Genomic DNA, 26181 nt, shown 5'->3' on the forward strand with positions numbered 1-26181 from the left:
GCCTGTCACCTCTTTCAATAGCATTCAGTTAAATGCTGAAGGATAACCATTCCCAGCAGAACGATACGCGAACAGTTCGAAAAAAAGTAATCAGGTGACACAAAGCGCCGCAGCATCACTTAGGGCATCTACATATAATCAGCACTGATCCTATAGTGGCAGGTGTAGCTGCCTTCAGCAGAGGGCTTCACCAGTACTGCGCCCGTGACATCAAGAGTCAATGGCAGCGTCACCTGCTGCAGATAGGGAGTGACACTCTGAAGGTTCACCGCATCGTTAGGGCCATCACACCCGTCTGTATCTATACCACTCTGGACCAGTACTACCTCTCCCTCATCCCCATCAATGCTGAAACTGCCTGGATGGGCGCCCGACAGGTAGAATCCATCACCAAAGTTGATGTCGACCCCTCCATCTCTGCTGATTTCAAACAGAGTATCACTGCTACCACGAACCACGGTGCCGAAATCCATATCCTGGGTGTTGCTGATCGTAAGCGGCAGGATTGGCTCCGCATCAACACCAAAATCACCGACTGACCAGGCCGAATCCCAGACGAACAGTGCACAGATGAGCAAGGCCATCAACAAGCCATTTTGACCGCGACTCATGACAAGCCCATCCCGTTCGGCGACCGGAACACCAGACCGGGTGGACCAGCAATTCCCTCTCACTATTCGTAGTTGGCCGTAACACTGAAGGTGCAGTTGTATACTCCCTGAGCACCAACAAGAACAGTAAGAGTGCCGCCAACCAATACATCGGCTTTGTTGGCTTCGTTAAAGACGGTCGGATTGTCTGCATCTGTCGCCAGTGACAGGGTCACCAGTGTCTGAGTGCCACAATTTGCATTCGGGTCAACAGAAAAAGCAAAGCTTTCGCCGCTGTTTCCGTAGATAGTGAAATCATGCGTGTCACTATAGACATCACCAACACCACTGCTGGGAGCTATAACGCTGCCGCCAAAATCCATATGATCAATGGTTGAAATTGTTAGCGGTTGCAACACATTGATGGAGGCGGTACCTGTCGCATCCACCGCGACAGTTTGCCCGGAGAAAACAGCTACCCAGAAGAGTGTTGCTCCAACGATAATTTTTTTCATTTTGTATCTCCTTTGAGGCCTTGGCTTCAGCCTCACTACTACTCTAGTCTCACTTGCCATTAGCAAACATCGCGCCAATCAAAAGCAGGAGGCTAACTTTCAATGACTTGCAACATCTGCAGTTAAGGTATTTTTTTCCAGTTTCACGCTAGGGAATCAAATTCGTATTCATAAAACCGCTACTACGCCCTATCCTGAGCCAACTACGGCACACTCCCCCTCGAAGCACAGGGAGATATGTCAAGAAAAGGCATGACTATTCAGCCCTCTCTCAAGAGAGGCCTAAAAGTAGGAGCGGTGCCCTCGCGGCGATTGCAAACGTTTGATTTAAAGCTGTTTCACGGTAAAGGCGCCGCTCCTACGACAGGCAGGGTACTGGATAGTTATGGAAAGGCTTTGATTAGGAGCCTCTGAATGAAACTGGTCGAGTAGATCAGCCATTGTTGGCTTTCACCCTCCCAGCTTGGAAATTCTGGGATAGGGAGTTCAGCTCAACAGGCCGCTATCGCCTTCGATTCCTGACGGATCCGATGGGATCTGGTGCTTCTCCAGCAGACGATAGAGGGTACGACGGGAAGTCCCCAGCAACTTGGCAGCATGGGAAACAGTGTAACCAGTCTCAGCCAAAGCCTGACGAATGGCGCGCTTCTCCGCTTGGGCCCGAGCCTCATCTAGGGAGTGGATCCGCCGCCCCTGCGACTCATCATCCCCCAGCCCCAGATCGAAGACAGAGATCTCCGACCCTTCAGAAAGAATCGCTGCCCGATGCACCCTATTGATAAGCTCACGGACATTTCCGGGCCAGCGATGATCGTTCATCGCCCGGATTGCCGCCTCACTGAATCCGTTCACATGACGCACCAGATCACTATCGAGCGTCGACAAGAAATGCCTGGCAAGCACCTCCACATCACCCTTCCGCTCACGCAAGGGAGGCACAGTTACTGGTAACACGTTGATCCGGTAATAGAGATCCTCGCGGAAACGACCATCCGCTACCGCCTTCTCCAGATCCACATGGGTGGCCGCCACAACCCGCGCATCGACATGGATCTTGCTGGTGCTGCCAAGCCGCCGAATCGTCTGTTCCTGCAGGAAACGCAGCAAATGCGCTTGGATCTCTAGAGGAAGATCGCCGATCTCGTCGAGAAAAAGGGTGCCACCGTGAGCCGCCTCGATAAGCCCGATCTTGCGCTTGGCAGCACCGGTGAAGGCGCCCTTTTCGTGGCCAAACAGCTCCGACTGGATTAGTGAAGGGGGAATTGCGCCGCAGTTGACCTCGATACAGGGGCCGCTGGCGCGCACCGAGTGGGCATGGATCGCCTGCGTGGTGAGCTCTTTGCCGGTGCCACTCTCACCATTGATCAGCACAGGCAGATCAGTCTCGGAGACCTTGTAGATCAGCGCAAACAGTTTGCTGATCGCCTTGCTGCGGCCGATGATCTTGAAATCAATCTCTTCGGTGCCCGGCTCGTGGCGCATACTGCGCCGCAATTCGGCCATACCGTGGGCGTGGCCAAGCACCTCATGAAAGCGCTCGGGGTTGATCGGCAGGGTGTAGAAGTCGAAGAAGCTGCGCGCGATCAGCGAGCGTAACTCGTTATCTTCCATGTCATCATGGTTGATAACCGCAATCCAGGAGACAGAGCCTGAGACCCGCGCCACATGCCCCCAAGCCTTGGCGATTTCACCCCAATCACACTGATCACAGTAGAGCAGTCCAACGGTGCAGTGATGCCTGCGCACCAGCTTCGGCAGGTCATCCAGATTATCGGCTCTAACTAGGTTCCAGCCGTAGAGCTCCAAGCCATCAAACGGCGTCCTGTCACCTACGGATACAACCAGGGCATTCCGCTCCTTCAGCATCCTTTCTGCCCCTTTAATCACATCAGCTTCAAGTAACAACGCTTACAACCCGTCCATCCTAAAAAATAATCACGTTCCTACAAGGATTTTCCTCCCACGTCGTGAACAGGGTCACCGAACCCCCCCTACAATCTCCGCGAGGTGAATTATAGTTCTACTCAAAGCCATCTACAGGCCATTTATCGAGCTCATCACCCGCCTGGCGTGCCACTTCTGTCACAAAAACAGGGGGCAATTGCCAATTATGACACAGCAATTCCTGTTCCAACCTTGTATTCATGACAAGAACAATGATCGCTCAGCTTTTCTCCCCCAACAGAATGCTTACAGCAACACAACACATACAGACATCTGGCGCTTAATTTGCGTGGAATTTATCAAAAGTTTTTTGACAACTTCGGATAACGGAATTCAATAACGGGGAGCGGCAGGCTACAACTTTGATGGCATCACCATCCCGGTTGGCGGTATTGGCGGTATTAGCGGTGGCACCTGGGAGATCTTCATCGACCTGGCGTCAACAGCACCTGTGCCAATGCGCAGTGCAAACCGGCACCACCGACTTTGGCAACAATGGCTTCTGGTCGATGATCAACAACCGGGGCTTTTTTATGCCTGATGCAAAGCCAGCGCCTGCTCACACGACACCGTGGAAAAAGGCCAAAAGAAACGAGACACCCCTCACACTAAAACCCCGGCCGTTTCGGTTTGCGCCGAGCTTTTCTGTAGATTAGGCCAAGATCAAAACAGTCACAGGGTTAGAAGGGGGGGCTGACTTGTGAGGATACTGACTCTATTGATGATGGCGGTGATGCTGCAGGCCTGCTCCATCGCACGTACCAAGACCGCCGACCTGATGCCCGACACCACGCCAGGCATCCTCTACCCGGTCGACGGCACCATCACCATCTACGTGCCCAAGAAAGAGTACGACGAGCAGATACGTCTGCAGCTCAGCCGCTCCGCTGAGTTTATTCACCATCCGGGGCAGGATCTGAAGCAGGCTGCCGTGATCATCGCGAAAAAATATTTCCGCAAGGCGCAGGCGCTCTCTCTGGAGAAGCCGACCCAGTACCTGCTAAAACTCTCGGGTGATGCCTTCATCGACCACCTCAACGTCTACCACACTACCATCGACGCCGAGCTCTACACCCAGGATGGCGAGCTGGTCGACCGGCGCAAGATTGAGCAAGGCGCCATCTCGACCCTGATCACCGACGAAAACGCCTTCTACAACGCCTACTCCGAGGCGATGGTCAACTACTTCGATGAGCTGTTCCGCGAACGCGGCCAGCGTATGCTCAACTATCTCGCACAGCAGCCGCCAAAGCCGCTCAGCTTCGAAGACCTCACCAGTAAGAAGGGGCTTGAGCTGATCTCCACCGCCAGCGGCTTCTTCCTCAACCACTCGGGGCAGGTGCTGGCCAGCAACGAGCAGGTTGCCGGGTGCCTCACCATCAGCATTCTGAAGGATGGTAAGGAGCATCGCGCCAGGCTAAAGTTCAACCACAAGCTGAGCGACATCGCGGTACTGGAGACCGGCCTGAAAACCAAAAACCATGCCCGCTTCATCAATAACGACCTCTCGGTACGGCTCGGCGAGGAGATGCTCAGCGTCGGCTATCCACTACCAGAGATCCTCCACCAGCCAATCAATCTCAACGGCGGCAGCATCAGCGCCCTGACCGGCATCCGCGGCGATGGCCGACTGTTTCAGGTCACCCTGCCGGTGCAACCCGGCAACAGCGGCAGTCCGATGCTCGACCGCAACGGCCTGGTCACCGGCATCCTGCAGAGCAACGAGATCGCGCTGCGCCAGGCCGATTACAGCGGCACACTCGCCCCCAACATCCACTTCGCCCTCAAGGCAAAAGAGATCAAGAAACTGTTGAAGACCAACCAGATCAAGTTCTTTACCCGCAACTCCTACGAGACCCGCTACAAAAAGCGCCCAGATATCGCCGAGTACGCAGCAAGGTTTACCGTGCAGGTGATCTGCCGCGGCTGAGCTGCCGGGGCTCCGCGTACGACACCCCGACAAATCACAACTAATCAAACCGCACGGATATAGGGTGGCCCGTGGCCGCCGAATGTCGGGCAGGGCCCGGCCTATGACGACGCATCACGACCCATAGCCCCCCGCAGATCATCCGCAATCAGGTAGAAACAGGGCAGCGTCAGCAGGATCAACCCGGTGGCGAACAGCAACCCAAACCCCAGGCTCACCGCCATCGGCGCGAGAAACGCGGTCTGCCCGGTGGCGAAAAAGATCAGCGGTGAGATGCCAAGAAAGGTGGTGATGGTGGTCAGCAGGATCGGCCGGATCCGCACTCTGCCCGCCTCTACCAGCGCCGCCTTGCGCTCCCAGCCCTTGCGCCGCAATCGCTTGGCGAAGTCGATCAGGATCAGCGAATCGTTGACCACGATGCCGGTCAACGCGAGAAAGCCGATCAACGAGAGAAACTGTAGATGGAAGCCGAACAGTTGATGCCCCACCACCACGCCGATAAAACCGAACGGGATCGCGAACATCACCACCAACGGATCGAGCAGTGATTTGAACAGCGCCGCCAGGATGAAAAAGATCACCGCCAACGCAATCACCAGCGCCCGCTTCATGCCGGCGATCGATTCCTCCGCCTTCTTCTTCTCACCGAGGAAGATCAGCTTGTAGCCTTCCGGCAACGCGGTGAACTCAGCCTTCACCTGCGCAATCACCTTATTCGGCGTGGTGATCTCTGAATCGACCTCGGCGGTGATGGTGGCCAGCCGCTGCAGGTCGCGCCGGTTGATGCTATTGAAGCCCCGCGCCTGCTCGATCTGCGCCACATCCCCCAGATAGACAGTGTGACCATCCTCCAGGGTAATCGGCAGCCGCTCCAGCGCTGCCGCATCATGACGCAGCGCATCAGGATAGATCAGCCGCACCGGGATACGCTTGTCGTTCCAACTGACGTGAAGCACCTTAAGGCCAAGAAAACCGGTGCGCACCGCATCCGCCAGCTGCTGCTGGGTCAGCCCCAGACGCCGCCCGCGCTCGTTCAACGCATAACGATACTCCAGCTTGCCCGGGTCCATATCCTGGCGCACATCGGAACTACCGGGCAGCCGCTCGATAAAGCTGCGGATCTGCTCCGCCTGCTCGCGCAGCACCGCCACCTCGCTACCCACCACACCGATCTCGATATCCGCCCCGGCCGGCCCACCCTGAGGACGCAGCACCGACATGCGGCGGATCCCCGGAATCCCTGCCAGACGTTCGCGCAGCTGATCGATCACCTCCGGCGAACTGCGCTCACGACTCCCCTCCCAGGCAAACTTCAGGCTTACTGCCGGGGCGATCCAGCGCTCGATAAAACCCTGCGGCCGCTGCTTCTTCAGATCGACGATCAGCTGAATATAACGGCTGCCGAAGCGCACCCTGTGGAAGTCGATAAACATGACGCCAACGTTGGTCAGCAGAGTATCCAGCTCATCCTCATCCAGAGTCGCGTAGATCTCCCGCTCCAGCCGCGCCGCCAGCCGTGAGGTCTCCTCGATGCTATAGGTGCTGGGGGTCTCAACATTGATAAAAAACTGCCCCACATCCACATGGCCAAACAGCAGGAACGGGATACGGGTGGCAGCGAAGGCGATGGTCAGCGCAAGAATGCCGATACTGAGCATCGCCACCGGATAGCGGTAGTCGAGGCTCCAGCGCAGCAGGCGCGTATAGCGCTGGTTCAGCGCCGCCCAATCGATACGCCCCTGGCGCCGCTCTCTGGCCCGGGTCAGCCACTCCTTGGCATGGGAGGGCAACACACCAAACGCCTCCAGCATCGAACCAACCAACGAAGCGGTTACCACCACCGGGATCACTGCAATGAAGGCCCCCATGGTGCCTCCCACCGCGAACATCGGCATGAAGGCGGCGATGGTGGTGGTGGTGGAAGCGACCACCGGCCAGAACACCTCCTTGGTGCCGATGCGCGCCGCCACCGCCGGACTCTTGCCCATCTCCAGGTGGCGATAGATATTCTCGTTGACGATGATCGCGTCGTCCACAATCAGCCCCAGGGCGATCAGGAAGGCGAACAGCGACACCATGTTGATGCTGTAGTCCAGATAGTGGAGCAGGATCACCGCCACCAGAAAGGAGACCGGGATGCCCAGCGCGGTGATAAAGGCGATACGGAAGTTGAGCATCAGATAGAGCGCCAGCAGCACCAGTGTCAGCCCCACCAGCCCGGAGGATTTGACCGTATCCAGGCGGGTCTTCACATACACCGAGAGATCGCTGAACAGCCCCAGATGCACCCCCACCGGCAGCTGCGGCTGGCGCTGCGCCACAAACTCACGCACCAGCCGCGCCACCTCGATGGTGGAACCTTCGCTGGTCTTGTTGATGGTCAGATTGACCGAGGGCTGGCCATTGAAGCGCCCCAGGGTCTGCACCTCTTCCAGGCGCAGCTCGACTTGGGCCAGATCCCCCAGCCGCAACTGGCCACCCGCCTCATTGCTGCGCAGCACCAGTGCCGCCATCTGCTGCGGATCGGGCGCCACGCCGATACCGCGCAGGCGGATGTCGCCGGTCTCGGATTTGAGCGTGCCGCCGGGCAGATCGCGCAGATTCTGTCGCAGCGCCCGGGCCAATTCGGCCAGCGCCACCCCTCGCGCCGCCAGCCGCTGCGGATCGGCCACCACCCACAGCTCCCATTCCCGGTCCCCCGCCACCCCCACCGAGGCGACACCGGGGATCTCGATCAGCTCATCCTTGATCTGCTCAGCGATCTGGTAGAGCCGGCCACGGGCGATTTCGCCATACAGGCTCACCGAGATCACCGGGAAACGGGTCTCCAGCCGCGACAGCTCCGGCTCCTCCGCCTCCTCGGGCAGGTCATCCACCTGATCCAGGGCGTTCTGCGCCTTGCGCAGGAAGTCGTCCATATCGGCGCCGCTGTGCAGCTCCACCAAGATCGATGAGTTGCCCTCGTTGCTGGTGGAACTGATCACCTCGATATCCGCCAGGCCGTCGATCTCCTGCTCGATCGGCAACGTCACCTGGCGCTCCACCTCCTCTGGCGAAGCCCCCTCGAACAGGGTGCGGATGTTGACCTTGTCCTGCTCCACCGTAGGGAACATCTCCCGCGGCATGGCATACCAGGACTGCACCCCGGCCAACAGCACCAGCGCCAGCAGCAGGTTGACGATCAGCGGGTTGCGGATGGCAAATTCAATCAAGGCGCCAACTCCAAACGCTCGGTCTCGACCGCCAGGCCGTCGCTCAGCACTTCCACATCCCGCGCCACCACCAGCTCACCGGGCTGCAGCCCTGCCTCAATCAGCTGCCAACCCTGATCAACAATCCCGACCTCCACCGCACGCCGCTCCAGCCGCCCCTCATTCACCACAAACAGCCAGGCCTGCCCCGCCTCGCGCAGCAACGCCGAGACCGGCACCAGGATCGCGTCAGAGTAGCTCCGCAGCGGCAGCGCGACGCGCCCGAGCATGCCCGGCAGCAGCCCCGCTCCCGGCAGCTTCAGTCGAATCGGGTGGGTATGGGTGCGCGCATCGGGCACCGGCTGCAAAGCCACCAGCTCAGCCTGGCGCGGCCCATCCGGTAGCTCCACTGCCAGAGACTGCCCCAACCTCAGCACCGCTGCGATGTCGGTGCTCACCTCCAGCGACAACTCCAGATAGTCATCGCGAATCAGCTCCACCACCAGACTAGCGGGCTGCAGGTAGTCGCCCACCTCCACCTCTACCCGGTTGACCCGCCCATCAAACGGGGCGAGCAGCTGGCTGCGCTGCAGATTGCGCTCAGCCCGCGCTGCTGCCGCCTGTTGCTTGGCCAGCCGTGCCGTGCCACTGTCGATGCCAAAGCTCAGCCGCACCGCGTCACTCTCCAGCTTGAGCAGCTGCTGGCGTGCGCTGTCGCGGGTTGAGCCGGAGGCAAGGGAGTCCTGGCCCAATCGCTCCAGACGTTTGAACTCCCGCTCGGCCAGCTGCCGCTGCTGTTGCGCTAGCTTCAGCAGACGCTGATCACGTTCGATACCGGCACGAGTCTCCCGCAGCTGTGCCCGCGCCTCTGTCAGCGCATCACGGTAGTCGGCATCATCCAGGCGCAACAGCAGCTCCCCCTGTCGAACCCGCTGCCCCGGCTCGACCCGCCGCTCCAGCAGTTCGCCTTTGACCTCAAAACCGAGCCGCGCCAACTGCCAGGGCTGCAGCATGCCGGTCAGTTGCAGCTGCGGCTGCAGCGCCCGTTGCACCGCCTCGATCACCTCAACACGGCTCAGCACCACCGCGCTGAACTCGGCCTGCGGTCGGGGGCGCGTCTTCACCAAGCCAAACACCGCCACGATAGTGAGCACAAGAATCAGCAGGGTAAGAAGAAAACGGCGTCGAACAGATGCCACTTGGAACACTCTCCGCGTTGAAATCATTGAAGAATCGCCGATTCTATGCGACTTTATGCCGCCCATACTATATGTGGGGTCAGGGTGGTAAAGGATGCCTCGCCTCGGCTAGGGCTGTCAGGTTAGGCCCGAGACTCACCTGCGGAAATGACAAATCTCACTGCCCGCCATCCAATATCGAAACCACCCGGCATGAACCGACCAACCCTCCGACCACTGCTACCGTTCCTGGTTCACTGCCTATTGTGGACACCCACCATCCAGGCCGCAGGGGAGCGCATCGATCAGGGCATCGACTGGGACTACTGCGCCCACCCTGACCGAAAACAGCAGCTGCCGCCACCGCCTCTGCCAGCCGCCGCCCCCGACGCCACCCGCATCGAGGCCGATGCGCTGCAGCTCGACCAGCAGCGCAACACCACCTTGTTCCAGGGCAACGTCAAGGTGCGCCGCAACGAGGCCTACTTGGAGGCGCAGCAGGCGCTGCACCAGCGTGAGCAGAATCTGCTGGAACTGGAGGGGGATATCCTGCTCCAGCGACCCGGCCTGCGCGCCAGCGGAGAGCAGGGCCAGTTCGATCTGAACAGCGACCAGGGCTGGCTGGAGCAGGTAGAGTACCGTTTTCCCGAACGCAACGCCCGCGGCAACGCCAGCCGCGCCGAGTTCAACGGCGACAACCACTCCCGCTATGAAGACGTCAGCTACACCAGCTGCAGACCCGGACAAAGCGACTGGCAGCTGGAAGCAGAGAGTCTGGAACTCGATCGTGAGGAGGGGGTTGGCGTGGCGCGCCACGCCACGCTGAAGCTGGCCGGAGTGCCGGTTCTCTACGCCCCCTACTACTCTTTCCCCATCGACGACCGGCGTAAATCGGGCTTCCTCGCTCCTTCCCTGGGCAGCTCCAGCCGTGGCGGCACCGAGCTGACCACCCCCTACTACCTCAATCTGGCACCCGACTATGACGCCACCCTCTACCCGCGGCTAATGAGCAAACGTGGCCTGATGCTGGGCGGCGAACTGCGCTTTCTCGGCGCAGACTACAAGGGTCTGGTCGAAGCCGAATACCTCAACGACCAGGAAGACAACCGCCCCGGCCATCGCGGCGCCTTCAACCTGGAGTTCAACAATCAGTTTGCCCCTGGCTGGAGCAGCGAGATCCGCGCCAACGCGGTCAGCGACATCGACTACCTCACCGACTTCGGCAGCGGCCTGACGATCACCAGCAGCCGTCACATCGAACGCCGCGGCGAGCTCCGCTACCAGGACAGAAACTGGTCACTGCTGGCGCGCCTGCAAAACTTTCAGACAGTCGATCGCAGCATCGCCGCCACAGATCGCCCCTACGCCCGTCTGCCGCAACTGCGGGCCAACTATGCCAACGCGCTTTTTGACAACGCTAGTCTGCTCAATGTGCAGGCCGAGTATGTCTATTTCGACCACTCCGAAAAGGTGCGCGGCCACCGCCTGAGTCTATCACCCAGCATCAGTCTGCCGCTGCGTCGCAGCTGGGGACACCTGACCCCACGTTTCGCACTCAACCACGCCAGCTACCAACTGGACCAGAATAGCGGCAGCAACGACTCGCCCTCCTACACCAGCAGCAGCTTCAGCCTGGATGGCGGGCTGATCTTCGAGCGTGACAGCGACTGGTTCGGCCTGCCCGCCCAACAGACCCTGGAGCCGCGAATCCACTACCTCTACACGCCGTTCGAGGATCAAAGTGAGATCCCCAACTTCGACTCAGCCGAACTCGATCTGAGCTTCGCCAACCTGTTCCGTGACAACCGCTTCAGCGGCTCCGACCGGGTCGGTGATGCCAACCAACTCAGCCTTGGGCTCAGCTCACAGCTGCTGGAGCAGCGCAGCGGCCGCCAGCGACTGCGCGCCAGCATCGGCCAAATCTTCTACTTCCACGACCGCGAGGTGCAACTACCGGACGTCACCAGCGAAACCAACAGCGAATCGGCCATCGTCGGCGAACTCAGCGCCCAGCTCAGTAACCAGTGGAGCAGCTCCGCCACCCTGCGCTGGGATTCCAACCTGGAGGACGGGCGTTTCGACCGCGCCCGCGCCGCCATCCACTATAAGGATCGCGAACAGCACCTATTCAATCTCGGCTACAACTACCAACGCGACACCATCGAAGACGTCGACTTCTCCCTCTACTGGCCCTTCAGCTATAGGCTTACCACCATCGCCGCCCTGAAACAGTCGCTACTCCACCGACGTAGCATGAACCAGGTGATCGGTCTGGACTACGGCGGGCGCTGCTGCTGGCGGCTGCGCGCTGTATTTCAGAGCTATGTCACCGACGCCGACGAGAAGGCAGATAAGCGCATAATGCTGCAGCTGGTACTCAACGGACTGGGTGCCTTCGGCCGTAGCGCCGAGCAGACCCTGAAAGATTCCATCTTCGGCTATCAACCAGAGTAAATACCGATGCGACCAACCCTCCACCCGCAGCACTTACTGACTGCCGTCCTGCTGATGCTGGCCAGCCTCGGCCTGCAGGCTAACGCCCTCGACGCCATCGTGGCGCTGGTCAATGACGACATCATCACCCGCAGCGAACTCAACAGCAGCGTTAGGGAGACCGCCGCGCAACTGACCCAGCAGGGTACCCAGCTGCCAAGCCAGGCGATCCTCGAACAGCAGGTGCTGGAGCGCATGATCACCAATCAACTGCAGCTGCAGACCGCCACCCGCCTCGGCATCACGGTCGACGACGCCACTCTGTCGCGAACCATCGCCAGCATCGCGCGTAACAACAACATCAGCCTCAACCGGCTGCGTGAGACCCTAGAGAGCGACGGCATCAACTTCACTCACTTCCGCGAGAAGCTGCGTCGCGAGATCATCATCAACCGTTTGCGCCAGAAAGAGGTGGTCAACCGCATCGTCATCACCGAACAGGATGTGCGGAGCCATATGGCGCGCGAGGCGGGTTCCAGCCGCCAACGCGCCGCCTTTCACATACAGCACATCCTTATCGCCACCCCCGAGGGGGCTGCGCCCGAGGATGTGCAGGCGGCACGCGGCAAGGCCGAACAGCTGGTCCTGGAACTGCGTGAAGGCGCCGACTTCAGCAGCACCGCGATCCGTGAGTCGGATGGCCGCCAGGCCCTTGAGGGGGGCGACCTGGGTTGGATAGAGGCAGCCCGGGTGCCCTCTATCTTCACCCACTTGATGGACCAGCTCGAACCCGGCGATATCAGCGACCCGGTGCGTAACGCTTCCGGCTTCCACATCATCAAGCTGGTCGAGGTCAGAGGCGCCAAGCGTCACCTGGTCAGCCAGACCCATGCCCGCCACATCCTGATCAACACCAACGAGATCGTCTCTGACTCCGAGGCAAAACGCCGTCTGCAGGGCCTGCGGGAGCGCATTCTTAACGGCGAGCCCTTTGAGCCGCTGGCGCGCGCCCATTCCGACGACAAGGCCTCGGCAATCAAGGGTGGCGACCTGGGCTGGCTCAATCCCGGCGACACGGTGCCAGCATTCGAGCAACAGATGGATACGCTGGCCGCCGGCGAGATCAGCGAACCCTTCAAATCCCCCTTCGGCTGGCACATCGTGCAACTGTTGGAGCGACGCAACCACGACAACACCGAGCAGATCGCCCGCGACAATGCACGCAAGTCGATCCGCAAGCAGAAGTCGGATGAGGCGATCGAGCTGTGGCTGCGCCGGCTGCGCGACGAGGCCTATGTGGAGATCCACCTGGAGCCACTCCCATGATGCTACCGCGCATCGCGCTCACCCCCGGCGAGCCCGCCGGCATCGGCCCCGATCTCTGCGTGATGCTGGCGCAGCAACCGATGGCGGGGCAGTTGGTGGCGGTGGCCGACCCGCAGCTGCTGCAGCGCCGCGCCGCGCTGCTCGGTCTGCCACTACAGATCACGCGCTTCGATCCACACACACCCGCCACCCCCAACCCCCCCGGCAGCCTACCGGTGCTGTCGGTGGCGCTGGCTCGGGAGGAGCAGTGCGGCCGGCTCGACAGCGCCAACTCGGGTTATGTTCTGGAGACTCTGCGGGTCGCCACCCAGCAGGCTCTCGATGGCCACTTTCAGGCACTGGTCACCGGCCCGGTACATAAAGGGGTGATCAACGAAGCGGGCCATCCATTTACTGGCCATACCGAATATCTGGCGCAGCTCTGCCAGAGCGAGGCGGTGATGATGCTTGCCACCGAGGGGCTGCGAGTGGCCCTGGCAACCACGCATCTGCCGCTCAGCCAGGTCAGCGCACAGATCACCCGCGAGCGTCTGGAGCGGGTAATCCGCACCCTGGTGCGGGATCTGAGCGGCAGCTGCGGTATCGCCCGACCACGCATCCTGGTCTGCGGCCTCAACCCCCACGCTGGCGAGGATGGCCATCTAGGGCGCGAGGAGATCGAGGTCATCGAACCGGTGCTTGAATCACTTCGAGCCGAGGGCATCAGGCTCACCGGCCCGCTGCCTGCAGACACTCTGTTCACCCAGAAGTATCTACGACGCGCCGATGTGGTGCTGGCGATGTATCACGACCAGGGTCTGCCGGTGCTCAAGCACATGGGGTTTGGTCAGGCGGTCAACATCACCCTGGGGCTACCGGTGGTGCGGGTCTCGGTCGATCACGGCACCGCCCTCGATCTGGCCGGTAGTGGCGATGCCAACCCCGGCAGTCTGCAGCAGGCGGTGGCGATGGCGATCCGCATGGCGGAGAACCGCATCCTCAGCATCAACTAAATAGACTCAACAGCCGGTTAACTGTTGAGTATCTTCTCCTTCACCTGCATCGCCACTTCCAGCGCCTTCTGCCCAACACGCCCGTCGACCAGTGGCGGCGTACCGTCACGCACACTATCGATAAAGGCGCGCAGCTCCGCATCCAGCGGCTTCACCGGCTCCACCTGGATACGCTGTTTGACGATCTCCGGCCAGGCCTCACCCAACTTTGGCTGCGGGTAGGCGGTATCGATGGTCTGACCGACAAAGTCGAGGGATTCGTAACGGTTCTCCGCAAACACCCGGATGCGCCGCATGGTCTGCTCGGAGACGCGACTGGCGATGACGTTGGCGACGGTACCGTCGACAAACTCCAGCCGGGCATTGGCGATATCGATGTGCGAGGTCAACACCCGGGTGCCAACCGCGGCGATCGAGCTGATCTCCGAGTCCACCAGAGAGAGGATGATGTCGATGTCGTGGATCATCAGGTCGGAGACCACGTCCACGTCGGTGGCGCGGGCGACAAACTCACCCATGCGGTGGGCCTCGATGAAGCGCGGCTTGCTGATGCGCTCTGCCAGCGCCATCACCCCGGCATTGAAGCGCTCCAGATGGCCGATCTGCAGCAGCGCCCCGGAGGCTTCAGCAAGACGCACAATCTCGGCGCCCTGTTCTACCGTGGAGGCGATCGGTTTCTCCAGCAGCATCGCGACACCACGCTCGAGAAATGGCCGGGCGATCTCAAGATGCAGGCTGGTGGGCACCACCACACTCACCGCATCGACCCGTTCGAGCAGATCACGGGGGGCACGCAACGCATCGCAGCCGGCCTCTTCAGCCACCTGCTGCGCCCGCTCCCAGTCGTTGTCCACCACCCCAACCAGCTCCACGTCAGGCATACGCGAATAGATAAGGGCATGAAAACGGCCCAGATATCCGACACCGACCACACCGACACGTCGCTTTTCACTCATAGCCTGCCACCTGATGATTGAAAAGGCGGCAATCTATCATATCAGCCGGGATGATTGGGAATCGGGACACTGTATCGCACCGGCGACGCCGGCAGGTATTGAGGATGACCTGAGAAACTCGCCACCCGCGCCCAGTGCCTACGGCACTCCCCCCTGGGTGGGCGTTACGACTTGTCTCTCAGGCCATTTTCAGATCAGCGGTCCTGATGGCCGCCGCATTAGAACTGGAATGAGATAGTGACCAGCACCCCGATCAACACCACTGCCACCAGGGTAATCAGGAAATCGGGCTTGCGACTTATTGTTGAGTCTCTCTGCATATCTTAAACCCTCCTCGTTATTGTTGGATACCAGTGTACGGTGTCACCATTTTTAGGAACCACGACTCAGTTCACAGCTGACCGGTTAACGGTCAGCTCAGGAAGTTTAATCCCTAAAAAATGCAGGGTATAAGGTTCAGAACAAGTCAAAATGGCCACGACTATTTCTTTTTGTCCGCCTTACCCTGCTCTGCCATGTCTGCCTCACCCTCGGCCCCCTCCTCCGGAGCAGCCTCTTCCACCGCCCCCGCCGCCATGAGCAGCTCGGCCACCCGACTGTGTCCGCCCTTTTTCGCCAGACTCAGGGCCGAGTTGCCGGTATTGTCCTTGGCATTCACATCCACCCCAGCCTGGATCAGCAACCCCACAACCTTGGGGTGAGCAAACGCCGCCGCATCCATCAGTGGTGTAATGCCACGGGCATCAGCCAGGGCGGGATCGGCACCGGCGGCAAGCAGGGATCGCACCGTCTTGATGTTGCCGTTGAATGCCGCCAGCTGAATCGCGCTGCGCCCGGTCGAATACTTGCTGTTGGCATCGACCCCCTGGGAAAGCAGATCCCGCACCTTCTCCACCCGACCCGCAGCGGCGGCGGCCACCAACTCCTGGCCCGGCTCCAAGGCGGCCAGCGGCATCGCCAACACCAAACTTATCAAGGCTACACAGCAGCGCATCACATATCTCCAGATTTCTGTTCCCATTGAGACCTAATCGGCCATACGATGTGTTTCTTGACCCCAGGAGCATTGCGCTCAAGGGCCGTGCTCAGTAATCTTGGGTGCCCCCTTTTTGAATACCAAATTGATGAAACCAGGCACTAACTTGATCGACATCGAGGTTGAAACCCGTTACGTAGAGTCGCAGTCGAACCCCGAGTCGCGCCGCTATGTCTTCTCCTACACCATCACCATCCGCAACGATGGGCTGCAGGCCGCCCGCCTGATGAAGCGCCACTGGATCATCACCGATGCCAACGGCAAGATTCAGGAGGTCAAGGGGGATGGCGTGGTAGGCGAACAACCTCATCTCAACCCGGGAGAGGCATTCCGCTACACTAGCGGCACCGTGCTCGACACCCCGGTCGGCAGCATGGAAGGGAGCTACGAGATGGTCGATCCGGAGGGCAACCCCTTCGAGGCGAGCATCCCGCTGTTTGTGCTGCAGCGCCCCGGCAGCCTCCATTGAGCCTCAGATACAGCTACACCCTATGGGCGCCGATCTACGATCTGTTTGTCGATCGCGCGTTTCACGATAAACGCTGCGAGAGCCTGCTGGCGCTGCGCGGGGCGGGGCACGAATCGATCCTGATCCCTGGCATCGGCAGCGGCCTTGATATCCCCCATCTCCCAGCCGGCCCGAGCTACACCGGCATCGACCTGACTCCAGCGATGCTCAAGCGGGCACGCAGCCGCGCTGAGCAACATCGGGTGGAGATCAAACTGGAACAAGGCAACGCGATGCAGCTGCCTTACGCCGACGCCAGCTTTGACCGGGTGGTGATGCACCTGATCCTGGCGGTGGTGCCCAAACCTGAGCTGGCGCTGCAGGAGGCCTGTCGGGTGCTGCGCCCGGGCGGGCAGATCCACATCTTCGACAAATTCCTGCGCCCCAGCCAGCTGGCACCACTGCGGCGCGCCATCAGTCCACTGTTGGGGCTAGTCGCCACCCGTACCAACGTGGTATTCGAGCAGTTACTGTCGCGCTGCCCCGAACTGGAAGTCGTGCGCAACCGCGAGGCCGGCAGCAACGGTTGGTTTCGCTTTATCGACCTGCGCAAACGCATCCCCTCCCAGCCTGGCAGAGAAACGGTATAATCGAACGCCTTTTCCACAAGCATCAGGAAGGCTATGGCGGTCTGGGCAATCGGCGATATTCAGGGGTGTTACGACGAGTTACAGCGGCTGCTCGAGCAGATCCGCTTTGATCCTGCCAAAGACCGTCTCTGGTTTGCCGGCGACCTAGTCAACCGCGGCCCTCAATCCCTCGAGGTACTGCGTTTTGTCAAATCACTTGGGCGCAGCGCAGTCACCGTGCTCGGCAATCACGACCTGCACCTGCTAGCCCTATCCCAAGGCAACAAGCGCCACTACAAACACGGCAGCCTAGAGCCAATTCTGCTCGCGAAAGACCGCGAGGAGTTGTTGCACTGGCTGCGCCATCAGCGAGTGATGTACCACAACAAAAAACGTGGCTACAGCATCATCCATGCCGGACTGCCACCGCAGTGGGATATCCCTACCGCAATGCAGCGCGCGCGGGAGCTGGAGGCCGCGTTGCAGGGGCCTCGCTTCCATGAATTCTGTCACGCCATGTATGGCAACGAACCGGACCGCTGGTCAGACGATCTCAGGGGCCTCGACCGGCTGCGCTTCATCGCCAACTGCTTCACCCGGTTGCGCTTCTGCACCCCGGATGGCCAACTGGCGCTGCGTGAGAAGGGCGCACCAGGCTCCGCAGACCCGTCACTGCTCCCTTGGTTCAAAGTGCCGGGGCGCGCCAGCCGCAACGATCAAATCATCTTTGGTCACTGGTCGACCCTGGGCTACCAGCATACAGATAACACCTGGTGCGTCGACAGCGGCTGCCTTTGGGGCGGCACACTCACCGCACTGCGGCCGCACAAGAAGAAACCGCCAACCGTGCAGCAGAGCGACTGCACACCCAGCTTAACCCCAGGCGACGAATAGCGGGCGGAACACCCCTCCAGCCGACAAACAACAATTGGGAGAATCGAGATGCGAGCCCATGACATTGATTACCAGATCCTTGGCCATGACCTGCAACTGGTGGAGGTGGAGCTCGACCCGGGCGAGACCGTTATCGCCGAGGCGGGCGCCATGACCTACCTGGAGCAGGAGATCAGCTTCGAGACCAAGATGGGAGATGGCTCCAACCCGGACCAGGGCATCTTCGGTAAGCTATTCAGCGCCGGCAAGCGCATGATCACCGGCGAGTCGCTGTTCACCACCCATTTCACCCACTCAGGCTCCGCCGGCAAGCGCAAGGTCGCCTTCTCCGCCCCCTTTCCCGGCAGTGTGATACCGCTCAACCTGGCTGCCCTCGGCGGTAAGGTGATCTGCCAGAAAGATGCCTTCCTCTGCGCCGCCCTCGGCACCAAGCTCGGCATCGCCTTTACAAAAAAGCTCGGCAGCGGCCTGTTCGGTGGCGAGGGCTTCATCCTGCAGAGCCTGGAGGGGGACGGCACCGCCTTCATCCAGGCCGGCGGCACGGTAGTGGAGAAGCAGCTGAACGGCGAAACCTTACGGGTCGATACCGGCTGTCTGGTTGGTTTCACCGAGGGCATCGACTACAGCATCGAGATGTCAGGCGGACTCAAGTCGATGTTGTTTGGCGGCGAGGGGATCTTTCTCGCCACCCTCAGCGGCAGCGGCACGGTGTGGATCCAGAGCCTGCCCTTCTCACGCATGGCCGACCGGATCCTGGAGCATGCGCCCCAAGGCGGCGGCAGCGAGCAGGGCGAGGATTAAAGCCGAAACAACGGAAGGAGCGCTGCTCGCAGCGCGAATAGGCGGGTTTCGCGCCGCAAAGCGGCGCTCCTACCCAACAGTGATCATTTCCGCTCGAGGACGATGAAACTGTAGGGATAGGTGTTCTTCTCATCCGCGGGATGACGCTCACGCGAGCATTCGACCCACTCAGCCATATCGAGGTCGGGGAACAGGGTATCACCCTCGATCTCGGCATCCACCAGGGTCAGATAGATCCGCCCCACCCGCGGCAGAATCTCCGCATAAAATGCCCCACCACCGACGACCATAATCTCCTCCACCTCACCGGCGGCCGCTATCGCCTCGTCGATGGAGTGCACCAGGGTGCAACCTTCGGCGTAGTAGCTTGGGTTGTGGGTAACCACGATGTGCGGACGATCGGGCAGCAGGCCAGGCAAGGATTCCCAAGTCTTGCGTCCCATCACGATCGGCTTGCCGATAGTCAGCGCCTTGAAGTGCCTGAGATCCGCCGGCAAATGCCAGGGCATCCGATTGTGACGGCCGATAACCCGGTTCCGCGCCATCGCAGCGATGATGGAGATTTTCGGGGCGGCGGCTTGCATGCCGCCGCATCTTACAGGCGCGCCGCTTAAACTGCTACCGGCGCCTTGATGTGCGGATGTGGATCATAGTCGAGCAGCTCGAAATCTTCATACCGGAAGGCGAACAGGTCTCTCACCTCAGGATTGATGCGCATGGTCGGCAAGGGGCGCGGCTCACGGCCAAGCTGCAACTCCACCTGTTCCAGATGATTCGAGTAGAGGTGGGCATCGCCAAAGGTGTGGATAAACTCCCCCGGCTGTAGTCCACTGACCTGCGCCATCATCATGGTCAGCAGCGCATAGGAGGCGATATTGAAGGGCACCCCGAGGAAGATATCCGCACTGCGCTGATAGAGCTGGCAGGAGAGCCGCCCCTCCGCCACATAGAACTGGAACAGGCAATGGCAGGGTGGTAGCGCCATCTGCTCCACATCGGCCGGATTCCAGGCGGTAATGATGTGGCGGCGGGAGTCGGGGTTACTCTTCAGCTGCTCCAGCAGCAGGCTGATCTGGTCGATACTTCCGCCGTCAGGTACGGGCCAGGAACGCCACTGGTAACCGTAAACCGGCCCCAGATCGCCGTTTTCGTCCGCCCACTCGTCCCAGATTCTGACTCCGTTTTCCTTCAGGTAACGGATATTGGTGTCGCCCTGCAGGAACCAGAGCAGTTCGTGGATAATCGAGCGCAGGTGGAGCTTCTTGGTGGTCAGTGCCGGAAAGCCTTCAGCGAGATCAAAACGCATCTGATAACCGAACACGCTGCGGGTGCCGGTGCCGGTGCGATCGCCCTTGGTGACGCCTTGGTCACGCACATGCCGCATCAGATCAAGATATTGTTTCATTTCAGCCTTCCAGATTTCCACGATTGCGATAGGCCAACAGAATAAGGATGGCCCCTGCAATAATCATCGGCAATGACAGCAACTGCCCCATGGTTAGCCAGTCAAACGCCAGATATCCGATATGCGCATCCGGCATCCGCACCAGCTCGATCAGAGAGCGGAAGATGCCATAACTGAGCAGGAACAAGCCAGAGGCTGCCATGCGCGGCCGGGGCCGCAGAGAGAAGAGCCAGAGAACCAGAAACAGCAACACCCCCTCCAGCAGGAATTCATAGAGCTGGTTCGGATGCACCGGAACTGAATAGAGCCCCTCCGCCAAGCTCCCCACCCGGCTACAAAGGTCGGGCGCCACCTGGCAGGAGACCTGCATCCCCCAAGGCTGACTTGTGGGCGCTCCCCACAGCTCCGCATTAATAAAATTACCAATCCGTCCCGCTGCCAACCCAGTCGGCACCAGCGGCGCCAGGAAATCGGTCGCCTCAAAGAAAGGCTTGTTGTGCTTCCTGGCAAACAGCCACATCGCTGTAATCACCCCCAGCAGGCCGCCGTGGAAGGCCATCCCTCCCTCCCAGACCCGCAGCAGCATCAGCGGATCTTCGATCAGGCGGGGCCAACCATAAAAGAGCATGTAACCAAGCCGCCCCCCTAACACCACACCCAGGACGATATAAAAAACCAGATCATCGACCTGCTCCAGGGTCCAGCCACTATTTTTTCGCGCGGCACGCAGCCGCCCCAGCCACCATCCAAACCAAAAGGCAATGAGATACATGACCCCATACCAGTGCACTTTGAGCGGGCCCAAGGCGAACACAACAGGATCGATTTCGGGGTAGGTCAACATCTTGTCAGATCCTTAAGGAATAAAAATTCTCAAACCACCTAAACGACTAGCGAAAACGTTATCAGCTACTATCCATGTGATAGTATTTTGTGAACCAGTTCTCATTATTTTGGTCTACTGGAATGAGCTTCACAAAGAACGCGTCAACGATTTGCAGAGTGTCAAGATTTTGATTCTCAGGTCGTTATCTAGGTCAGAACGAATTGCTCAACTGACCTCGACCACGACAGGGAACCAATATGGCATACGCACATGCACAATACTTTGAAACCTACATTCCTCGCTCTATGGACACACTAGGCTCAAGACTTCGCAGGAAACGCCGGGAACGCGGCTGGACGCAGGAAGAACTCGCCCTCCGGGCCGGCACCAACCAGGCCGTGATCCAGAAGATCGAAAACGGCAAGAGTCTGCGCCCACGCAAGATCGATCAAATCGCCGCCGTGCTGGACGTCAACCCCGCTTGGCTCATGTTTGGCGAGAAGTCCAGCTCTGAACTGGACCCAGAGAGCGTGGAGGTAGCCAAGACCTGGAACAGCTTGCCTGAACCGATTCGCAGCCGGATCAAACGCAGCATCTTCGAACAGGCGATGCTTCACAGCCAAAAATAGATCTACAGGCCGGGGTGGAGCAACCCCGGCCTCCCTGCCCCCCCATCCTGGGCAGTCCTCCCAGGCGAATCGCAAGCCGCCAAGCTTGCATGATTCCACCATATCCATCCACGACTCCACCGACAATCAGACACTCCATCCAGCCGCATCACAGAGATCAGCCCCAATACCTTACTATGAAGCGATTCCACTTCGTTCGCTCTCCGATGAAAATCGGAGAGAAGGCGCCTGCAAATAGAATAATTAAAACTTTCTAATATAATTATATAATAGAGAAGCCAATGCGCTTTTGCCTTCACAACAACAACCGGGAGGTGCAGCATGAAATCCCGTTATCTCACCTTCGCCGGCGGCCTTTTTACAGGGATACTGCTCACCGCTGGCACCCTCTGGATCACATTACCACAGGCGATGATCCGCGTTCACAACAGCCCGCTCGGTTTTGAGCAGACCGTAACCACCATCCGTGACTCAATCACCGCCCACGGCTGGGTCCAGCCCAAGGTCTACAACATCCAGAAATCACTCGACAAGGAGGGCTACAAGGGCATCAACCGGATCAAGGTGCTGTCACTCTGCCAGCCGGGATACGCCTACGAAATCCTCAGCGACGATAGCAACAAGCACGTCTCGGCCCTGATGCCCTGCCGCATCAGCATCTACGAGACATCTCAGGGTGAGGTGCGGGTAGCTGAGGTAAATACCGGGCTGATGTCACGGCTGTTTGGCGGCAAGATCGAAGAGGTAATGGCCAAGGCAAGCAGTGAGACTCGTCAGATCCTCGCCGAAAGCCTGGCAAATTGAAGCAAAATCCACAGGCGCTGGGAGCGTTCACCCCTTCCAGCGCGCCTCCGCGTGATCGTCACTCTCCCGCGCATCGACCCAGCGAGCACCCTCAACGCTCTCCTCACGCTTCCAGAAGGGAGCGCGGGTCTTCAGATAGTCGATGATGAATTCACAGGCCTGGAAGGCCTCGCCACGATGCGAGCTGGCCACCGCCACCAACACAATCGGATCCTTTGGCAACATCCGCCCGACCCGATGCACCACCCGCACCCCCATCAACTCCCAGCGCGCATTGGCCTCATCGACGATCGCGGCCAACGCCTTCTCGGTCATGCCCGGGTAGTGCTCCAGGGTCATCGCCAGCACCATATCGTCGTCGTTGAAATCGCGCATCTGACCGATAAAACTGACCACACCACCGATCGAGGGGCTATGGTTACGCAGTAGGTCGACCTCGACATTGGGGTCAAACGGCTCGCTCTGCACCCGGATCTCGTTCATCGCCACGCCTCAGCCGCCGGTTACTGGCGGAAAGAAGGCTACCTCGTCGCCATCGGCGACCGCACTCTCAGCCGAGGCCATCTCTTGATTTAGCGCCATCATCACCGTATTGCCACCACCGAAGGCCTGCTGCCAGACACCTCCGCGCTGCTGTAGCTGCTCCACCACATCTGCGATGGTCGCCATGCCCGCCAACTCCATCTGCTCCGACTCCACCTCCAGCATTTCGCGCAGCCGGGCAAAAAAACGTATCTGGATCATGACATCAACTCAGTATAAGGAATGAAGCGGACTGGCTCACCACGACTGAAGGTACGCCCCTCCGGGATCACCACTAGCCCATCGGCCCAGGCGACAGAGCTGAGCACCCCTGAGGAGCGACTTGGATAGAGCTCCACCTGCAACTCCCCCGCCGCACCCGAGACCAGTCGGGCACGGGCATACTCGCGACGTTTCTCCGCCTTTTTCCAGTCGAAGGCCGCCGCCGCACTCACCTCTTTCGGCTGCAGATCTCCCGCCACCCCCTGGGATCGGAGAATGTAGGGACGGGCGAAGACACAGAAGGTAACAAACAGCGACACTGGATTGCCGGGCGTGCCGATGAACGGAGTCTCGCCGATATGACCAAAGGCGAGCGGTTTACCGGGGCGGATCGCAATCTTCCACAGATCGAGAGAGCCGAGCTTCTCCACCGCTGGCTTGACGTGATCCTCCTCGCCCACCGAGACCCCGCCGGAGGCGACCACCAGATCAGCCATCTCCGCACCACGGGACAGCGCCTCGCAGGTGGCATCGAAGGTATCTTCGACGATGCCGAGCTGCACCACCTCACAGCCCAGCGCCTGCAGCAGTCCCCCCAGGGTGAACTGATTGGAGTTGTAGATCTGCCCCGGACCGAGCTCGCCGCCCGGCATCACCAGCTCATCACCGCTGGAGAACACCGCCACCTTGAGGCGGCGATAGACCTGTAGCTCGGCCACGCCGACCGAGGCGGCCAGCCCCAGATGTTGCGGCGCCAGGCGGGTACCGGCGGCAACCACCTCGGCGCCCTGCTCGATATCCTCACCGGCGAGACGGATGTTGGCACCCGGCTTGGGGCACTCAGTGATGATTACATCCTCGCCATCGACCTCGCAGACCTCCTGTATCACCACCGCATCGGCACCCGGCGGTACTGGCGCGCCGGTGAAGATGCGTGCCGCGGTACCCGGCTCCAGCTCACTGCCGCAGGCACCGGCGGGGATACGCTGTGAGACCGGCAGCCGTGGCCGCTCGCCATCAAGATCAGCAACCCGCACCGCGTAGCCATCCATCGCGCTGTTATTCCAAGGCGGCACAGTCACCTGACTGACTACCGGAGCGGCTAATACCCGACCCAATGCCTCACCGGTGGGGACGCTCTCGATATCGCTGATCGGCTTGGCGCGCTGCAGCAGAAACTCAAGCGCCTCTTCGATGGGCTTCAGCTTTGGCCCTGCGGCGTGATGGTCACAGTCACAACTACTCATGGCAATGCAATCTCCGGAAAGGATCGATCTAAGTATGCCTCAGCTCTCCAGCAGGCGAGGGAACATCTGGGCAAAATTACAGGGACGGGTGCGGTGGTCGAGCTGCTCCTTGAGGATTTTGTCCCAGCCGGTACGGCAGGCACCAGTGGAGCCAGGCAGACAGAAGATCAGGGTGCCGTTGGCCAGCCCCGAGATCACCCGAGACTGAATCGCCGAGGCGCCGATCTCCTCTAGGGAGATGGTGCGGAACAGCTCACCAAAGCCCTCGATCGACTTATCGAACAGCGGCTGCAGCGCTTCCGGGGTGCTGTCGCGACCGGTGATGCCGGTGCCGCCGGTGCTGATAATGATGTGCACATCGTCGTCGGCGATCCAGCGCGAGACGATCGCCCGCATCTGATAGACATCGTCCGGCACGATCGCCTTCTCCACCACCCGGTGGCCCGCCTCCAGGGCGCGCTCCTTGAGGATCAGCCCCGACTTGTCGGTCTCCTCTGTGCGTGAATCCGACAGGGTCAGCACCGCGATGTTGAGCGGCACGAAACCGCTGTCGTTGAAGTGTCCGCTCATCTTGTTCCTGATTAGCTATTCGAAGGAGTAGTCGAACGCTTGCTTGAAGCGGGCGGCAAACTCCTCCCGGGTAAAGACGTGGTTCTGGGTCCCCGCCTGCTCGATCTTGTAGGCCCCCATCAGCGAGGCAATGCGTCCGGTGGTCTCCCAGTCCATGCCGTTCATCAGGCCGTAGACTAACCCGGCACGGAAGGCATCGCCACAACCGGTGGGATCGAGCAGCGCCTTGGCGCTGGCCACCGGGATATCGAAACAGCGATCCTTGGTGTAGATATGGGAACCCTCGCCACCGCGGGTGACGATCACCGCCTCGACCATCTCCGCCAGCTGCTCCGGCGTCTTGCCGGTGCGCTCCTCCATCAGGCGCGCCTCGTAGTCGTTGAAGGCGAGCCAGCTGGCCTGCTCGGCGAACTCAAGCAGATTATTGCCATCGAACATCGGCATACCTTGACCCGGGTCAAAGATGAAAGGAATGCCCGCTTCGGCAAACTGCCGGGCATGATCAATCATCCCCTGACGGCCATCTGGCGAGACCATGCCAAGGGTCACCCCATCCACCTTGCCCACGTCGATCTCATGGGCATGGTTCATCGCACCGGGGTGGAAGGCAGTGATCTGATTATCGTCATTATCGGTGGTGATGTAGGCCTGGGCAGTGTAGGCGTCGTCGATCACCTTGATCTGATCACGGCTGATGCCGTTGCCATCCATCCACTCCGCGTAGGGACCAAAGTCGGTCCCTACAGTACCGGCCGGACGGCCGTCACCGCCCAGCAGCTTCAGGTTGTAGGCGATGTTGCCGGCACAGCCACCAAACTCACGGCGCATATCGGGCACCAGAAAGGAGACATTGAGGATGTGTACCTGCTCCGGCAGGATGTGGTTCTTGAAGTGGTCATGGAAGACCATGATGGTGTCGAAGGCGAACGAGCCGCAGATCAGTGCAGACATAGAATTTCCTGTTTGGTGGGGGGCGGCCTGCCGACGACCGCCGACAAAAGACTGTGAGTTACGGAGATAGGGCGGCCCACGGCCGCCATCTGGAGTCGATTAAAATCACGGATAGTGTCGGGCACGGCCCGACCTATGCGTC

25 protein-coding genes are annotated in these 26181 nt (G+C 60.0%); 10 read left to right on the forward strand and 15 right to left on the reverse strand.

Translation table 11 applies throughout. The features are described 5' to 3' along the window. Positions 1 to 128 precede the first annotated feature (128 nt). The 3 genes from L0Y14_RS15270 to L0Y14_RS15280 all read right to left on the reverse strand — a co-directional run bounded on the left by L0Y14_RS15270 (position 129) and on the right by L0Y14_RS15280 (position 2971). On the reverse strand, positions 129 to 611 hold the full coding sequence (locus L0Y14_RS15270; RefSeq protein ID WP_006474868.1) for a DUF4402 domain-containing protein: 483 nt from the start codon (positions 609 to 611) through the stop codon (positions 129 to 131). A gap of 62 nt (positions 612 to 673) precedes the next feature. Then, positions 674 to 1105 carry a DUF4402 domain-containing protein gene (locus tag L0Y14_RS15275; RefSeq protein ID WP_039959482.1) on the reverse strand — a complete coding sequence of 144 codons (432 nt, stop codon included), beginning with the start codon at positions 1103 to 1105 and terminating at the stop codon, positions 674 to 676. A 486-nt stretch (positions 1106 to 1591) separates the two neighbouring features. Beyond that, positions 1592 to 2971, reverse strand: coding sequence for a sigma-54 dependent transcriptional regulator (locus L0Y14_RS15280; RefSeq protein ID WP_006474867.1), 1380 nt, complete (start codon positions 2969 to 2971; stop codon positions 1592 to 1594). 778 nt (positions 2972 to 3749) lie between these two features. On the opposite strand from L0Y14_RS15280, the gene L0Y14_RS15285 reads away from it, so the two are divergent. After that, on the forward strand, positions 3750 to 4979 hold the full coding sequence (locus tag L0Y14_RS15285) for a S1 family peptidase (RefSeq protein ID WP_083825153.1): 1230 nt from the start codon (positions 3750 to 3752) through the stop codon (positions 4977 to 4979). A 101-nt stretch (positions 4980 to 5080) separates the two neighbouring features. On the opposite strand, the gene L0Y14_RS15290 is transcribed toward L0Y14_RS15285, so the two are convergent. Beyond that, positions 5081 to 8191 (reverse strand): efflux RND transporter permease subunit, encoded by a 3111-nt coding sequence (locus tag L0Y14_RS15290; RefSeq protein WP_006474865.1) that lies wholly within the window; start codon positions 8189 to 8191, stop codon positions 5081 to 5083. Further along, positions 8188 to 9369, reverse strand: coding sequence for an efflux RND transporter periplasmic adaptor subunit (locus L0Y14_RS15295; protein WP_006474864.1), 1182 nt, complete (start codon positions 9367 to 9369; stop codon positions 8188 to 8190). The genes L0Y14_RS15290 and L0Y14_RS15295 overlap by 4 nt, the downstream gene beginning before the upstream one ends. A 192-nt stretch (positions 9370 to 9561) precedes the next feature. On the opposite strand from L0Y14_RS15295, the gene L0Y14_RS15300 reads away from it, so the two are divergent. The 3 genes from L0Y14_RS15300 to pdxA are packed head-to-tail and all read left to right on the forward strand — an operon-like array spanning position 9562 to position 14099. Beyond that, positions 9562 to 11802, forward strand: coding sequence for an LPS-assembly protein LptD (locus tag L0Y14_RS15300; protein WP_240991653.1), 2241 nt, complete (start codon positions 9562 to 9564; stop codon positions 11800 to 11802). Positions 11803 to 11808: 6 nt separating this feature from the next. Further along, positions 11809 to 13107, forward strand: a complete 1299-nt coding sequence (locus L0Y14_RS15305) for a peptidylprolyl isomerase (protein WP_005958636.1) — start codon at positions 11809 to 11811, stop codon at positions 13105 to 13107. Next, positions 13104 to 14099 carry a 4-hydroxythreonine-4-phosphate dehydrogenase PdxA gene (gene pdxA / locus L0Y14_RS15310; protein WP_039959489.1) on the forward strand — a complete coding sequence of 332 codons (996 nt, stop codon included), beginning with the start codon at positions 13104 to 13106 and terminating at the stop codon, positions 14097 to 14099. The genes L0Y14_RS15305 and pdxA overlap by 4 nt, the downstream gene beginning before the upstream one ends. 17 nt (positions 14100 to 14116) lie before the next feature. Here pdxA and L0Y14_RS15315 read toward each other — a convergent pair whose 3' ends face one another. Both L0Y14_RS15315 and L0Y14_RS15320 read right to left on the reverse strand, forming a co-directional pair. Further along, positions 14117 to 15055: a Gfo/Idh/MocA family protein gene (locus tag L0Y14_RS15315; protein WP_005958638.1), complete on the reverse strand. Its 939-nt coding sequence runs from the start codon at positions 15053 to 15055 to the stop codon at positions 14117 to 14119. A 481-nt stretch (positions 15056 to 15536) separates the two neighbouring features. Beyond that, entirely contained in the window at positions 15537 to 16049 is a 513-nt protein-coding gene (locus tag L0Y14_RS15320; protein ID WP_039959492.1) for an ankyrin repeat domain-containing protein, read from the reverse strand. A gap of 130 nt (positions 16050 to 16179) precedes the next feature. On the opposite strand from L0Y14_RS15320, the gene apaG reads away from it, so the two are divergent. Genes apaG through L0Y14_RS15340 form a run of 4 tightly spaced genes read left to right on the forward strand, consistent with a single transcriptional unit; the run spans position 16180 to position 18863 of the window. Continuing rightward, positions 16180 to 16560 (forward strand): Co2+/Mg2+ efflux protein ApaG, encoded by a 381-nt coding sequence (gene apaG, locus L0Y14_RS15325; protein ID WP_006474858.1) that lies wholly within the window; start codon positions 16180 to 16182, stop codon positions 16558 to 16560. Continuing rightward, entirely contained in the window at positions 16557 to 17189 is a 633-nt protein-coding gene (locus L0Y14_RS15330; protein ID WP_005958642.1) for a class I SAM-dependent methyltransferase, read from the forward strand. The genes apaG and L0Y14_RS15330 overlap by 4 nt, the downstream gene beginning before the upstream one ends. A gap of 33 nt (positions 17190 to 17222) precedes the next feature. Continuing rightward, complete coding sequence (locus L0Y14_RS15335; RefSeq protein WP_005958643.1) at positions 17223 to 18062, forward strand: symmetrical bis(5'-nucleosyl)-tetraphosphatase; 840 nt, start codon at positions 17223 to 17225, stop codon at positions 18060 to 18062. Between the two features lie 48 nt (positions 18063 to 18110). Next, on the forward strand, positions 18111 to 18863 hold the full coding sequence (locus L0Y14_RS15340) for a TIGR00266 family protein (protein ID WP_006474857.1): 753 nt from the start codon (positions 18111 to 18113) through the stop codon (positions 18861 to 18863). Between the two features lie 83 nt (positions 18864 to 18946). On the opposite strand, the gene folA is transcribed toward L0Y14_RS15340, so the two are convergent. From folA to lgt, 3 genes are read right to left on the reverse strand one after another with little or no spacing between them, the layout of a single operon-like run. Next, the gene (gene folA / locus L0Y14_RS15345; protein WP_005958646.1) at positions 18947 to 19447 is read right to left on the reverse strand and encodes a type 3 dihydrofolate reductase; all 501 of its coding nucleotides are present in this window, start codon (positions 19445 to 19447) and stop codon (positions 18947 to 18949) included. A gap of 26 nt (positions 19448 to 19473) precedes the next feature. After that, on the reverse strand, positions 19474 to 20268 hold the full coding sequence (locus L0Y14_RS15350) for a thymidylate synthase (RefSeq protein WP_005958647.1): 795 nt from the start codon (positions 20266 to 20268) through the stop codon (positions 19474 to 19476). A gap of 1 nt (position 20269) precedes the next feature. Further along, the gene (gene lgt, locus L0Y14_RS15355) at positions 20270 to 21112 is read right to left on the reverse strand and encodes a prolipoprotein diacylglyceryl transferase (RefSeq protein WP_005958648.1); all 843 of its coding nucleotides are present in this window, start codon (positions 21110 to 21112) and stop codon (positions 20270 to 20272) included. Between the two features lie 239 nt (positions 21113 to 21351). On the opposite strand from lgt, the gene L0Y14_RS15360 reads away from it, so the two are divergent. Together L0Y14_RS15360 and L0Y14_RS15365 are read left to right on the forward strand one after the other, a co-directional pair. Continuing rightward, positions 21352 to 21723, forward strand: coding sequence for a helix-turn-helix domain-containing protein (locus L0Y14_RS15360; protein ID WP_005958649.1), 372 nt, complete (start codon positions 21352 to 21354; stop codon positions 21721 to 21723). 321 nt (positions 21724 to 22044) lie between these two features. Beyond that, positions 22045 to 22527, forward strand: a complete 483-nt coding sequence (locus tag L0Y14_RS15365) for a DUF302 domain-containing protein (protein ID WP_005958650.1) — start codon at positions 22045 to 22047, stop codon at positions 22525 to 22527. A gap of 27 nt (positions 22528 to 22554) precedes the next feature. Here the strand turns inward: L0Y14_RS15365 and moaE are convergent, their stop codons facing one another. From moaE to L0Y14_RS15390, 5 genes are read right to left on the reverse strand one after another with little or no spacing between them, the layout of a single operon-like run. After that, a complete protein-coding gene (gene moaE / locus L0Y14_RS15370; protein WP_006474855.1) occupies positions 22555 to 23010 on the reverse strand; it encodes a molybdopterin synthase catalytic subunit MoaE in 456 nt (151 codons plus the stop codon). Positions 23011 to 23019: 9 nt separating this feature from the next. Then, a complete protein-coding gene (gene moaD, locus L0Y14_RS15375) occupies positions 23020 to 23271 on the reverse strand; it encodes a molybdopterin converting factor subunit 1 (RefSeq protein ID WP_251859226.1) in 252 nt (83 codons plus the stop codon). Continuing rightward, a complete protein-coding gene (locus L0Y14_RS15380; RefSeq protein WP_005958653.1) occupies positions 23268 to 24518 on the reverse strand; it encodes a molybdopterin molybdotransferase MoeA in 1251 nt (416 codons plus the stop codon). Before L0Y14_RS15380 ends, moaD begins: the two co-directional genes overlap by 4 nt. Positions 24519 to 24557: 39 nt before the next feature. Beyond that, positions 24558 to 25088, reverse strand: a complete 531-nt coding sequence (gene moaB, locus L0Y14_RS15385) for a molybdenum cofactor biosynthesis protein B (protein WP_006474853.1) — start codon at positions 25086 to 25088, stop codon at positions 24558 to 24560. A 15-nt stretch (positions 25089 to 25103) separates the two neighbouring features. After that, the gene (locus L0Y14_RS15390; protein ID WP_005958655.1) at positions 25104 to 26039 is read right to left on the reverse strand and encodes a carbohydrate kinase family protein; all 936 of its coding nucleotides are present in this window, start codon (positions 26037 to 26039) and stop codon (positions 25104 to 25106) included. Positions 26040 to 26181 lie beyond the last annotated feature (142 nt).

The organism is Candidatus Endoriftia persephonae, from assembly GCF_023733635.1.
Classification (GTDB): domain Bacteria; phylum Pseudomonadota; class Gammaproteobacteria; order Chromatiales; family Chromatiaceae; genus Endoriftia; species Endoriftia persephonae.